General features: G+C 62.1%; 12 protein-coding genes (1 of these 12 only partly in view). 6 read left to right on the top strand and 6 right to left on the bottom strand.

The genetic code is table 11. The features are described from left to right. Positions 1–31: 31 nt before the first annotated feature. On the top strand, positions 32–1,105 hold the full coding sequence (gene prfA / locus NO932_RS17030) for a peptide chain release factor 1 (protein WP_309208587.1): 1,074 nt from the start codon (positions 32–34) through the stop codon (positions 1,103–1,105). A gap of 6 nt (positions 1,106–1,111) precedes the next feature. Here the strand turns inward: prfA and NO932_RS17025 are convergent, their stop codons facing one another. After that, the gene (locus tag NO932_RS17025) at positions 1,112–1,408 is read right to left on the bottom strand and encodes a hypothetical protein (protein ID WP_309208586.1); all 297 of its coding nucleotides are present in this window, start codon (positions 1,406–1,408) and stop codon (positions 1,112–1,114) included. 152 nt (positions 1,409–1,560) lie between these two features. Beyond that, complete coding sequence (locus NO932_RS17020; protein ID WP_309208585.1) at positions 1,561–2,634, bottom strand: NAD(P)/FAD-dependent oxidoreductase; 1,074 nt, start codon at positions 2,632–2,634, stop codon at positions 1,561–1,563. Between the two features lie 99 nt (positions 2,635–2,733). Between NO932_RS17020 and prmC the strand changes: the two genes are divergently transcribed. The 3 genes from prmC (at position 2,734) to clpB (ending at position 7,423) form a co-directional block, all read left to right on the top strand. Then, a complete protein-coding gene (gene prmC, locus NO932_RS17015) occupies positions 2,734–3,624 on the top strand; it encodes a peptide chain release factor N(5)-glutamine methyltransferase (RefSeq protein WP_309208584.1) in 891 nt (296 codons plus the stop codon). A gap of 349 nt (positions 3,625–3,973) precedes the next feature. Next, on the top strand, positions 3,974–4,630 hold the full coding sequence (locus NO932_RS17010; RefSeq protein ID WP_309208583.1) for a DUF4167 domain-containing protein: 657 nt from the start codon (positions 3,974–3,976) through the stop codon (positions 4,628–4,630). Positions 4,631–4,810: 180 nt separating this feature from the next. Further along, on the top strand, positions 4,811–7,423 hold the full coding sequence (gene clpB / locus NO932_RS17005; protein WP_309208582.1) for an ATP-dependent chaperone ClpB: 2,613 nt from the start codon (positions 4,811–4,813) through the stop codon (positions 7,421–7,423). Between the two features lie 48 nt (positions 7,424–7,471). Here the strand turns inward: clpB and NO932_RS17000 are convergent, their stop codons facing one another. The 3 genes from NO932_RS17000 to NO932_RS16990 all read right to left on the bottom strand — a co-directional run bounded on the left by NO932_RS17000 (position 7,472) and on the right by NO932_RS16990 (position 10,101). Further along, positions 7,472–8,158, bottom strand: coding sequence for a hypothetical protein (locus tag NO932_RS17000; protein ID WP_309208581.1), 687 nt, complete (start codon positions 8,156–8,158; stop codon positions 7,472–7,474). Positions 8,159–8,477: 319 nt separating this feature from the next. Beyond that, complete coding sequence (locus NO932_RS16995; RefSeq protein ID WP_309208580.1) at positions 8,478–8,891, bottom strand: GIY-YIG nuclease family protein; 414 nt, start codon at positions 8,889–8,891, stop codon at positions 8,478–8,480. An 829-nt stretch (positions 8,892–9,720) separates the two neighbouring features. Next, positions 9,721–10,101 (bottom strand): hypothetical protein, encoded by a 381-nt coding sequence (locus NO932_RS16990; protein WP_309208579.1) that lies wholly within the window; start codon positions 10,099–10,101, stop codon positions 9,721–9,723. Between the two features lie 223 nt (positions 10,102–10,324). Here NO932_RS16990 and NO932_RS16985 point away from each other — a divergent pair, with 223 nt between their 5' ends. Together NO932_RS16985 and NO932_RS16980 are read left to right on the top strand one after the other, a co-directional pair. Next, entirely contained in the window at positions 10,325–11,236 is a 912-nt protein-coding gene (locus NO932_RS16985; protein WP_309208578.1) for an oxygenase MpaB family protein, read from the top strand. 49 nt (positions 11,237–11,285) lie between these two features. Next, a complete protein-coding gene (locus tag NO932_RS16980; protein WP_309208577.1) occupies positions 11,286–11,630 on the top strand; it encodes a VOC family protein in 345 nt (114 codons plus the stop codon). On the opposite strand, the gene NO932_RS16975 is transcribed toward NO932_RS16980, so the two are convergent. Then, on the bottom strand, positions 11,631–12,597 hold the end of the coding sequence (locus NO932_RS16975) for a M23 family metallopeptidase (RefSeq protein ID WP_309208576.1). The gene runs 992 nt beyond the window's last position; 967 of the gene's 1,959 nt are visible here — the last part of the coding sequence; its start codon lies beyond the right edge, outside the window; it ends in the stop codon at positions 11,631–11,633.

Below are 12,597 nucleotides of genomic sequence, written 5' to 3'. Positions count from 1 at the left end.
GTTCAAGCGCCTTTTTCCGGATTTGACCACGATGGCAGGATTGCCCACAGACAAGCTCGACGCTCTCGAACGTCGCTTCGATTCCATCGAACACGCGATGAGCGCCAATCCCGATCCCGACAAATATGTCGAGCTCTCCAAGGAGTATGCCGAGCTTTCCCCCATGGTCGCCAAGGTGCGCGAATATCGCACGGCGCTGTCCGATCTGGCCGGGGCCGAGGAATTGGCCAAATCCGGCGACAAGGAAATGGCCGAACTGGCCTATGAGGAGATCGGCGAGCTCAAGGAGCGGATCGAAGCGCTGTTCCAGGAAATCCGCATCATGCTCCTGCCCAAGGATGCGGCGGACGAAAAGAGCGCCATCCTCGAAGTGCGCGCCGGCACCGGCGGCGACGAGGCGGCGCTGTTTGCTGGCGATCTGTTCAGGATGTATCAGCGCTACGCCCAGGACCAGGGCTGGAAGGTCACGGTCATGGAAGCTTCCGAGGGCGATGCCGGGGGCTACAAGGAAATCATCGCCAACGTTTCGGGCGCGGGGGTGTTCGCCAAGCTCAAATATGAATCGGGTGTCCATCGGGTGCAGCGTGTGCCCGAAACCGAGGCCTCGGGCCGCATTCATACCTCGGCAGCCACCGTTGCGGTGCTGCCCGAAGTCGAGGACATCGATATCGAAATCCGCAGCGAGGATATCCGCATCGATACCATGCGGGCCTCGGGCGCCGGCGGGCAGCACGTCAACACCACCGATTCGGCGGTGCGCATCACCCATATCCCCACCGGCATCGTCGTCACCTCGGCGGAAAAATCACAGCACCAGAACCGTGCCAACGCCATGAAGGTCCTGCGCGCCCGTCTCTATGACGAGCAGCAGCAAAAGGCATCCTCCGAGCGGGCGGAAAGCCGCAAGAGTCAGGTGGGGTCGGGCGACCGATCCGAGCGCATCAGGACTTATAATTTCCCGCAGGGACGCGTCACCGATCACCGGATCAATCTCACGCTCTACAAGCTCCCCCAGATCATCACTGGTGAAGCGCTGGGCGAGGTGATCGATGCGCTGATTACTGAAAACCAGGCCGCGCAACTGGCGGCCATGGAGCAGGGCTGAGAAGAATCAGAAAACCCCGACTGCCGCGTCGGCCCAGATGAGCAGGAAGGCAAAGAGCGCCAGCGCGGCGCCCGCCGCCCGCACCCATGGAGACAGCCGCAGACGGAAGAGGATTTCCATCGCCAGCCCGAGCGCGCCGAGAAGAATGGCCGCGAACAGGAAGTCCTCGGATCCCCACGCCACTTCGGTGGTAAATTGCATGGCCATCAGCGGGACGATCAGGATCAGGGCAAGGCTGCCCCAAAGCGCGGCGCGCCAGCGGCTCTGGCGCCAGGCGGGATAGAAAGAAAGATGCTGGTTCACGGCGTTCGTCCGCAACAACTGGCTCGTGCGCCCATTTTTCCAGCCCATTCGCGGCTTTTTTAGGGATGAGCGAAAGAGACGGCCGGACCTGGCGCACCCTTCCAAGCGCGATGGGCGAGGTGATCGCGCAGCTGCCGGGCCATGGAACAGGCCTAATTCTGCCCGCCCTTGAGTCGCTTCTTGCGGAAGAACACCAGCCGCGCCAAAAGCTTGAACAGCGGGTTGGTGAGCAGCAGATCCAGGGCCCAGTTCGGCGCGAAGCGCTCGAAAACGAAGCGCTGGATGTGCTTGGCGCGGAAGCGCGGATAAGCCCTGGCGATCGCTGCGGCGGGATGTGGGCCGCCCTCGTCGTGGGCTATGATTGCCTCGGCCAACAGGTTTCCATAGTGATCGGCGGTGTGGATACCCCCGGCCGAGAGCGGGGAAACGGTTCCCGCGGCGTCGCCGAGGAGAATGACGTTGCCCGCCGAAACCGGGTCGACCACCCCGCCGATCGGGATCAGCCCGCCGCGCCGGGCGATGATGGTTTCCCGCGCAAGCCCGAACATCGGGCCGATGCGTGCGATGAAACCGTCGATATCGGGCGTTGTGGGCGATCGGGTGGCAAGGCCCACCTGCACCACCTCGACGCCCGGCACCACCCAGCCGATATAGCCGCGCGCGAAATCCTGGTTGAGAAAGCAGTGGAACGCGTCGGTGGCGGGTAGGTCGGCGCTGGCGAATTCGGCTTCGACACCGACGAGGAACTCCCGGTTCTGGCCCAGCCCGAAGGCCTTGGCGACCGCCGAGCGCGGCCCGTCGGCACCAATCAGATAGCGCGCCGTTAGCCCCAACTGCGGCAGCGTTACGCCGCCTTCGGGCAGGAGAGTCGCCCCAGGAAAGGCACACCCAAGCCGGATTTCGACGCCCGCCGCCACTGCCCTGTGCGCCAGGTGGCGCAGCATGGCCGGTGTGTCGGTGGCGAGAAAGAAATAATCGTCCGATGTGAGTTCGATGTGGTCGAGAGAGGGGGAATAGAGCCGCACCCGGGAGATCGGCCGGGTGAGGTGGGCTGGCAGGTCCAGCCCAGCGGCGGCTTCCTTGACCACGATGCCAGTGGTGTGACACGCCTGCCCGGGCTCTTTCTTGCGCTCGATGACCAGCACCCTGCGGCCCGCCTGAGCGAGCCGGCGCGCGCAGGCGAGCCCGGCAAAGCTCGCGCCGACAATGATGGCGTCATAAATCACGGCGAGTTCCCCCTAAGCCCCGATTCCACCGGCACCGAGCAAGCAGGGTGTCAGTGTCTTTTTTAGGACAAGCCGCTTGACGGAAGCACAGTGAAAAGAGTGAAACGGCCTACCGTGATCCGCACCGGCTTTCTCATGTCCCAAACCATTGGCCAGACCTGGCGTACCCTGCGCGACCGCCTGGCGGCTGCCGATCTGCCCACCCCCGCACTCGATGCGCGGCTTTTGGTCCGCCATGTCCTCGGGCTTGACGAAACCGGGTTGATCGCCTCGGAAACCGATCCCTTTCCGCCCGATAAGGCCGATCCTCTCGCCGCCCTGTTCGCCCGCCGCCTTGAGGGTGAGCCCGTCGCCCGCATCCGCGGTGTGCAGGAGTTCTATGGCCTCGATTTCGGTCTCAACGCCGCCACCCTGATCCCGCGTCCGGAAACCGAAATGCTCGTCGATTTCGGCATCGATGCGCTCAAAGATCGATCCAATCCCCGCATCCTCGATCTGGGCACCGGGACCGGATGCATCGTCCTCTCGCTGCTCGCCAACATCCCCGGCGCCACCGGGGTCGGCGTCGATATCTCCCCCGAGGCAATCGGGCAGGCCCGCGCCAATGCCCAGGCCTTGGGCCTTGCCGCGCGATTCGAAACCCGAGAGGGGAGCTGGTTCGCGCCGTTGGGCGGCGAATCGTTCGATCTCATCGTTTCCAATCCGCCCTATATCGAAAGCGCGGTGATCGAAACGCTCGAGCCCGGAGTGCGCCGGTTCGATCCCCCGGCCGCCCTCGATGGCGGCCCCGATGGGCTGGCGCCCTATCGGGTGATTGCCCGGAGGGCCAACGATTATCTGCGCCCCGGCGGCGCGCTTGCCCTTGAAATCGGGTTCGACCAGGGCCACATGGTGAAAGCACTGCTGCAGCAAGCAGGATTTTCATCCCCTTTGGTTGCCAGAGACCTTGCAGGACATGACCGGATGGTCACCGCCCGGGCGCAGAAATGACACAGCGCTCGCGCCAATTTGCAGCAGGCCAATATTTTTCTTGGAAACCGAAGGATATGCGGTTAGGTTGCCCATGCTGACGCGGTGCTTGGTCATCGCGGTGGACCCCACCCTGACATCGGCGGCTCAAAATTGCCGGCAGCGGAACCGACCTCCCTTAAGGTCGGCATCAGCATTTGACAGGGTCGGAGATCACGCAGCCTTTTTGGGGCAACCAGAGAGAGCGATCGGCACAGCGCGGCCCCCTTTATGGGTTCCGTGTCCGCCGTGCCCTGCGCCCGCCGTGCTCGAATTTTGCGGCAGGCCCCCAACAAGCGCATACCTTCACGGAACGTGTTGAAGCGAGCAGATGAGACCAAACCAGCAGAACAACAAGCAGCGTTCGCGCGGCCGCAACAATAATCAGCGCCGCGGCGGCGGTGGCGGCGGCAATCCCTTGTCGCGCAACTACGAGAGCAACGGCCCGGACGTCAAGATCCGTGGCAATGCGGCCCATATCGCCGAGAAATACGTGCAGCTCGCCCGCGACGCGTCCTCGGTCGGCGACAATGTGATGGCCGAGAACTATCTCCAGCACGCCGAGCATTATTTCCGCATCATCCTTGCCGCGCAGGCCCAGTATCAGCCGCGCCAGGATCAGCAGGTCGACACCAGCCCCGAGGACGACGAGGAGCTCGAGACCGCTTCCGCCAATGGTGGGGCCGAGCAGTCCGAGCGCTCTTCCGAGCCCCAGGAGACTGCGGGCGAGGGTGAAGAGCAGCCGCGTCAGCGGCGCCAGCGCCGTCCGCGCCGCGAAAGGATCGAAGCCGAAGCCAAGGACGGGGAAGCGAGCGATCAGCAGCCCGCCCAATCGACCCCCGCTCCGGCGGCCGAAGCTGCCGCCGAGGAAGAGGCTCCCAAGCGGACCCGCCGTCCGCGCCGCAAGAAGGCCGAGAGCGAGGATGAAGGGCCGGCTCCCGAGCTGCCCGCCTTCCTCACCGTGGGCCGGGAAGCAGCCGCCGAATAAAAATGAGACCGGGCCTTGTGCCCGGTCTTTTCGTTTCGAAATCCTCTCCTACATATCCTTTGACTTGGGTCAGTGCCGCGCCTGCGGATTGGTCTAAAATCAAAGTCAACGCTTCGGGCGTTGCCGGACTGTGCCGCAAGACGGGCAGGGGCGACGCGCCAGCCAAAGGAGAGTTGAAGCATGAATATCGAAAAATACACCGAGCGGACGCGCGGGTTCATCCAGAGCGCGCAGCAGCTTGCCCTATCGCGCGGCCACCAGCAGTTTACCCCGCTCCACATCCTCAAAGTCCTCGTCGATGACCCCGAAGGCATGGCCACAGGGCTGATCGAGCGTGCCGGCGGCAATTCCCAGGCCGTGCGCGCCGGGGTGGAAGAGGGATTGAAGAAAATCCCGTCGGTTTCCGGCGACAATGGCCAGATCTACCTGTCGCGTGAACTTGCCCGCGTTTTCGAAACCGCCGAAGCGGCGGCCCAGAAGGCTGGCGATTCCTTTGTGGCGGTCGAGCGCATGCTGCTCGCGCTGACCATCGAGAAAGACACCGACGCGGGCAGGATTCTCGCCTCGGCCGGCGTCACCGCCAATGGTCTCAACGCCGCCATCGAAGCCATCCGCAAGGGCCGCACCGCCGATTCGGCATCTGCGGAAAACACCTATGATGCGCTCAAGAAATATGCCCGCGACCTCACCGAGGACGCGCGCGAAGGCAAGCTCGATCCGGTGATCGGGCGTGACGAGGAAATCCGCCGCGCCATCCAGGTGCTTTCGCGCCGCACCAAGAACAATCCCGTCTTGATCGGCGAACCCGGCGTCGGCAAGACCGCCATCGCCGAAGGCCTGGCCCTGCGCATCGTCAATGGCGACGTGCCCGAATCGCTCAAAAACAAATCCCTTCTCGCGCTGGACATGGGGGCGCTGATCGCCGGCGCGAAATATCGCGGCGAGTTCGAGGAACGCCTGAAATCGGTGCTGAGCGAAGTCTCCGCCGCCGAAGGTCAGATCATCCTCTTCATCGACGAGATGCACACCCTGGTTGGCGCCGGCAAGTCCGATGGCGCCATGGATGCGTCCAATCTTTTAAAACCCGCCCTGGCGCGCGGCGAGCTCCACTGCGTGGGCGCCACGACGCTCGACGAATACAAGAAGTATGTCGAAAAGGACGCGGCGCTCGCCCGCCGTTTCCAGCCGGTTTTCGTCAATGAGCCCACCGTCGAGGATACCATTTCGATCCTGCGCGGATTGAAGGAGAAGTACGAACTCCACCACGGGGTCCGCATTTCCGATTCGGCACTGGTCTCGGCCGCGACGCTCAGTAACCGCTACATCACCGACCGCTTCCTGCCCGACAAGGCCATCGACCTGATGGACGAGGCCTCGGCGCGCCTGCGCATGGCGGTGGACTCCAAGCCCGAGGCGCTGGACGAACTCGATCGCCGCATCATCCAATTGAAGATCGAGCGCGAGGCGCTGAAAAAGGAAGAGGATGATGCCAGCAAGACCCGTCTCGCCCGGCTCGAAGCCGAACTGGCCGGGCTCGAGGAAGAATCCGATGCCATGACGGCGCGCTGGTTGGCCGAAAAGGAACGCCTTGCCGGAGGCACCAAGCTCAAGGAACAGCTCGACGCCGCCCGCACCGAGCTCGAACTGGCCCAGCGCAAGGGCGATCTCGCTCGCGCGGGGGAACTTGCCTATGGCGTCATCCCCGATCTCGAAAAGCGGTTGAAGGATGCCGAATCGGCTGAGGCGACGGGCACCGAGATGGTCGAGGAGGTCGTCACCCCCAACCATATCGCCCAGGTCGTCTCCCGCTGGACGGGCGTTCCGGTCGACAAGATGCTCGAAGGCGAGCGGGACAAGCTGTTGCGCATGGAAGACGAGCTGGGCAGGCGCGTCATCGGCCAGGCCGAGGCGGTCGAGGCGGTTTCCCGCGCCGTGCGCCGGGCCCGTGCGGGGTTGCAGGACCCCAACCGCCCCATCGGCTCGTTCATGTTCCTGGGCCCCACCGGCGTGGGCAAGACCGAGCTGACCAAGGCGCTCGCGCAATTCCTGTTCGATGACGAGACGGCCATGGTCCGGCTCGACATGTCCGAATTCATGGAAAAGCACGCCGTGGCTCGCTTGATCGGCGCGCCTCCGGGCTATGTAGGCTATGATGAGGGCGGCGTGCTCACCGAAGCCGTGCGCCGGCGGCCCTATCAGGTGGTCCTGTTCGACGAGATCGAAAAGGCCCATCCGGACGTCTTCAACGTGCTCTTGCAGGTGCTTGACGATGGCCGGCTGACCGACGGCCAGGGCCATACCGTCGATTTCCGCAACACGCTCATCATCATGACCTCGAACCTGGGCGCCGAATATCTCGCCGCCCAGCCGGACGGGGAATCGGTCGAGCTTGTGCGCGGCAAGGTGCTCGATGCGGTCAAGGCGGCCTTCCGGCCCGAGTTCCTCAACCGCGTGGACGAGATCTTGTTGTTCCACCGGCTCGAACGCGGTCAGATGGGCGCCATCGTCGATATCCAGCTCCAGCACCTGCAAAAGCTGCTCGACACCCGCGAGATCACCCTCGAGGTCACTCCCGCCGCCCGCGAATGGCTGGCCCGCGAGGGCTACGACTCCGCCTACGGCGCCCGCCCCTTGAAGCGCGTCATCCAGCGTTCGGTGCAGGACGAACTGGCCGAAAAGATGCTGGCCGGCGATGTCGTCGACGGCGGCACCGTTAAGGTCGACGCTGGCGAGGACGGACTGGTGATTCTGCCCGTAGTCGAGGGCGAGGCCGTGGAGAAGGCGGCGGAGTGAGGCTGCCTCAATGCTGCGAATAAAAAGGCCCCGGAGACGGAGCCTTTTTCATTTTCCATGATTTAACGCGGTGACTAGATAGCTCGAGTCCACTACGTAGAGGTGGCCGCTGCCGCCGCGAACGATTATGCCATCAAGGACAATTTCGAAGCTTCCGAGGTCGCCTATGAGCGAGAATACGGCTCCACCACTCATTCCATCTACAATCCGGTTTAACGGTTGGTATTGATACAGCTTGAGATTGCGAGCGTTTGTTTTAAAGTCGCCTTTGATACGGCAATCAAAGATCGCTCTTTTCAGGTGTATCGCTCCGATGGAACCAGATAAAAAGCTATCGTGATACTCTTTCATCACTGACGGAATGGCTGGGTAGCCCACAGCGAACGAGGCCGGCCGCTCAACAGAAGCGAATTCGCGAAGTTCGGCAAAGTATGGAGCGTCACTGCTAGCGTTCCATTTGGAAAAGACTTCAAAGATAAGGATGTCATGGAACTCTTCTTCGGGATTGGCTATCTCGTACAGGCACGACTGGAGAGGAATGTTAGTTAGACCATCATTTCTCGTAGCATGTACTCTGACGGTCTCAAGATTCGATTGGGATATCGGATCGCCGTCGGCTGTTGTGATCTGATGTCGCGTAAGTGCGCAGTATCTCTTATTCTGGTGCTTGAAGAGGGTTGCAGAACCACCTCGGCCCATGGGCAGATTTTTGTCAGTAGCTTCATGAAGCACCATGCGACATGCTAGCGTAATTGTCTGGCTTATGCTGGTCGGCTTCAGATACAAGTTTCCAAATTTAATAGAATTCTTAGCGGGTAGCTCTGTCACAAACACAGCAATTTTCCAGCTCCGCGAAAGCGTTCTTTCTAATGGCAACGATTTTGTCCAAGGTATGCGATTCTGTACTCAGGCGCAGGATTCTTCTTACCGGTAGACACGCAGCCCCAACGTTGGTCACCCCGGGCTTGTCCCGGGGCAAGGTACGCTCGCCGTTCTCGACACCTGCACTAGCGCTAGCACAGTACCCAACCGAACAAGCCCCACGCTCCACCCATCACGGCCGCAGCCTGGGAAATAAATCCACCCAGTTCGGATTTTCCCGCTCGATCATCGTCACCTTGTCCCGCCGCGACCAGCGCTTGATCCGCTTTTCCCGCAGGATAGCCATCGCGACGTCGGTGTGGACCTCGTAATAGACGAGCCGATCTATGCGGTTCTCTCTCGTGTAGGTTCCGCCCTTGCCTGCCTTGTGCTCGGGAATCCGGCGGAAGAGATTGTTGGTGACGCCGACATAGACCTTACGCCCGATTCCGCTGGCGAGAATGTAGACGAAGTATTGCTTCTCATCGATCATGACGATGCCCCCAGGCCGGAAGCTAGTTTGGAGCGTGTCGCCGATCAAGGCAGTGCGGCAGGCGCGCGACACGGAAGGAACCGAAAACGGCGCGCATACCTTGTCCCGGGTCAAGCCCAGGGTGACACGTTGGGGGTGAGGCAGGGCACTGCACCGTCTCCACCCCTCACCACGCTCCACCGCCGAAGTCTTCAGCAACCCAACTGCTTATCCCCATCATCACACTACCCCAACCGTCATCCCGGCCTTGAGCCGGGATCAGTACACTCAGCGCTTGAGCCCCAGCCGCAACCTTCCCCCAAGAGCCCCCTTCTCCCCTGGTGGGAGACTTCGAGCCGTCCCTTGGCCAATGGTGCCGGTGGCACGATTGGAGGTGAGAAGGCCATGAGAGCTACGCTCGAATGGCAGGGGATGAGGGGGGCGCTGAGCTTCCACAGGCACCGGCGCAAAAACTTATCCCCGCCCTCTGCACTTCCCCCATACTCCCCCTCACGACCCCGCGCATATGGACGCAAGCGCTACGAACGTTTGGGCGGGATCGGTTCGGGTTCCTCGCGGGTCGCCGTGGGGAAGGCCCAAAGCGGACAGATGGCCGGATGTGGATAAAAGGTGTGAGCGGACCACCAATCCAATCACTCCCACGTCGCACCGGGGAAACCCGGAGGGGCAGCGAGGCAAACGGGAGACCGGGCGCTTCAACAACCCCCAGCCCGAGACGCCGCCATAAGCCTAAAATCCCGAGCGCATGGGGCGATGGTCGCTTCATACTAACAAATACAGCACGAGGCGTTCATCGCCCCATGCCGTCTATTGAAATCGCGATGACCCGAAGGCACCGCCGGAGGGCGGTTTGGTGTGCCTGGGCGCGAAGGGTCGGCTTTAGCTCTAAACAAGAAAGGCCGCAGCTTGCGCCGCAGCCTTCCAATGCAATCACGTTCAGATCTTACGAGCGGTGATAATCGATGCTCGAGCAGAAGATCGCAGCCTGGCAGCCGGTGATCTTGATGGTATCGGGTCCGGTCATTTCGACAGTCGCGGTGGCGTTGCCGCCGTTGAGCGCGATCGAGCCTTCCCACTTGTTGGGACCGACCATATTGCCCCGAACGACCTCGGTGCCGACATATTGCAGGTTCTCTTCGGTCCGGGAATCGCCCTGGATGTCGTTGAGAGTGCCGCAAAGCTGGGTGCCGTCGCCGCACAACTGGAAAGTAAAGCTTGTGCCCCAGCGATCGACCCAGGTCCCGTTGGGGTTCATCTCCTGCCCGATGGCGGGAGCCACGAGAAAGGCTGCAAGCGTAGCGGCCGCAATAAGGGGTTTCATCATATCTTGCTCCGTTTCGCAGGCACGCATTTGAGTCGTCGTGCTCTGATTTTGTATTCCCGCGTTGGCAAACGCCCAAGCAGGTCAATGGTTGCCGTCTCATGGATGGACGTCGGTATCTCGGGATAGGCTTTTTCCTCTGAACCGAACCTGAATGCAGCACCCGCCCCTTTTGCGGGCCGATCACCGCAGTTGTATCGGCGTTATGTCTTCCCACATGTAGACAATGGTCAGCGACGCAATTCTAAACCGCCTCATCGGACCGGTCGGCGCCCTGATGCAGCCTCCCGAGGGCATGGCGTTCGACTATGCGGCGCCAGCCGGAGCGCCGGCGCTGGTTTCGCCAGATTCGCTCTCCTGGCGGCTGTTCAAAAATCCGGTTTCGCTTTTCGTGGGTGGCGTGGCGGCAGTGATTCTCGAATTGGCCGAACCTTCGGTGCGCTCTGGCGTCTGGGAGCATTCGAGCTTTCGCAAGGATGCCATCACGCGGCTGCGGCGCACGGGCGCGGCGGCGATGATGACGGTTTATGGCCCGCGCGAAGCGGCCGAAAAGATGATCGCCCGCGTGGTGCGCGTCCATGAGCGGGTGGTGGGAGAGACGCCTGCCGGCATTTCCTACCGCGCCAACGATCAGCGTCTGCTCGATTGGGTGCAGGCAACGGCGGGTTTTGGGTTCATCACCGCCTATTCCGCCTTCGTTCGACCATTAACGCCCGCTGAACAATCGATGGCCTTTGCCGAAGGCGCCGGGGCCGCAAGGCTTTATGGCGCTTTGGGCGCGCCCGACTCGCTTAACGCCTGGCATGCAATGCTGGCGCAAACGCTGCCAGACCTCGAGCCTTCGCCAATCGTCTTCGAATTTCTCGGCATCATGAACCGCGCTCTCATTCTGCCAGCGCCGCTGCGCCCCATGCAGCGCCTGATGATACGCGCCGCCATCGATATCGTACCCGCCGAGGTTCAAGAACGCCTCGGGCTGGAGGGCAGGGGACTTTCAGCTCCAGAACGTAGCGTGGTGCGCTTCATCGCACGGCTGGCCGATCGCATCCCGATCCTCGACGCTCCACCGGCACAGGCCTCTATCCGAATGGGCCGTCCGGCCGATTTCCTCTACCGCAAAACCGGTTTTCGCCATTGACAGGCGCTTGGGTCGATGAGAACATAATAGGAACAAACAGGAGGTAGATATGAGCGCTGTCCCCATCAACTACGTCGAGTTCGTCAGCGGCGATTTCGCCGCCAGCCGTAAATTCTTTGAAGGCGCCTTCGGCTGGCGCTTTACCGAGTACGGACCTGACTATGTCGGCATCGAAGATGCGGGTCTCGATGGCGGCATAGCCAGGGCCGAAGGCGAGCGCCGCGTACCGCTCGTCATCCTCTTTGCCGACGATCTCGATGCCGCCGAAGCCGCAGTGCGCCAGGCCGGAGGAGAGATCACGCGGCCGCAATATGATTTCCCCGGCGGCCGGCGGTTCCATTTCCGCGAACCTGGCGGGAACGAGCTGGCGGTCTGGGCCGAACCGAAGGGATAATTACTCGCTCGCTGCGACCGTCACCGGATCGGCCGGCGTCCCGTCCTGGTTGATGAGCGCGCGCACCTGGGCGATGGTTGCCTCGAACTCGCCCTGATACTGCTGGGGCAGGGTGTTGGCACGAGGGAGTTTCACCGCCAGTGGATCGACGGTATTCCCGTTGATCTTGATCTCATAGTGAAGGTGCGGACCTGTCGACTGGCCGGTGGACCCCACATAGCCGATCACCTGCCCCTGGGTTACCCGCGTACCCGGCGTGATCCCATCGGCGATGGCGCTCATGTGGCCGTAGGCGGTGTTGTAGCCATTGGCGTGGCGCAGTTCCACATAACGGCCATAGCCCGAATACCATTGGGCCATCTCGACGATCCCGTCGCCGCCCGCATAGATCGGCGTTCCGGTCCGCGCCGCGAGATCGACACCGGTATGAAGCCGGTAATCCCCGAAGATGGGGTGGCTGCGATAGCCATAGCGCGAGCGCAGCGTCCCACCCCCTTCGAGCGGCCGGCGCAACAGAAATTGCTTTCCGGTCTCGCCATCGGGATTGTAGAAATCGATGACCCCGTCCTCGGTCTGGAACCTGAACAATTCGCGCACGGTATTGCCCAGGGTCAGGGCCACATAGAGCAACTCCTGCTCGCCGTCCTCGGCGGTTCCCGAAAGCAGGATCTCGATGGAGTCACCTGGTGACACCCGACGGGTGAGGTCGAGGTCATAGGCAAACATCGCCGCGATCCTGTCGATGGTGGCGTCGTCGAGCTCATGCTTGCGCCCGGTTTCCCAGATCGAACGATAGATGGTGGGCAAATTGCCGAGATTGACCTCTTCGGTGTCTTCCTCGGAAAATTCGATCACCGGCGGCTCCAGTGCCGTCACATAACGCCCCTGGTCGGTCAGCGCGACCGTCACCCGGTGGACGGTGTCGTCATAGATCGAGACGCGGTATGGAATCAGCGTGTCGGTCCCA

Origin of the sequence: Pelagibacterium sp. 26DY04, assembly GCF_031202305.1 — a bacterium.
Lineage (GTDB): Bacteria > Pseudomonadota > Alphaproteobacteria > Rhizobiales > Devosiaceae > Pelagibacterium.
This window is presented reverse-complemented; position numbering and strand designations above follow the sequence as displayed.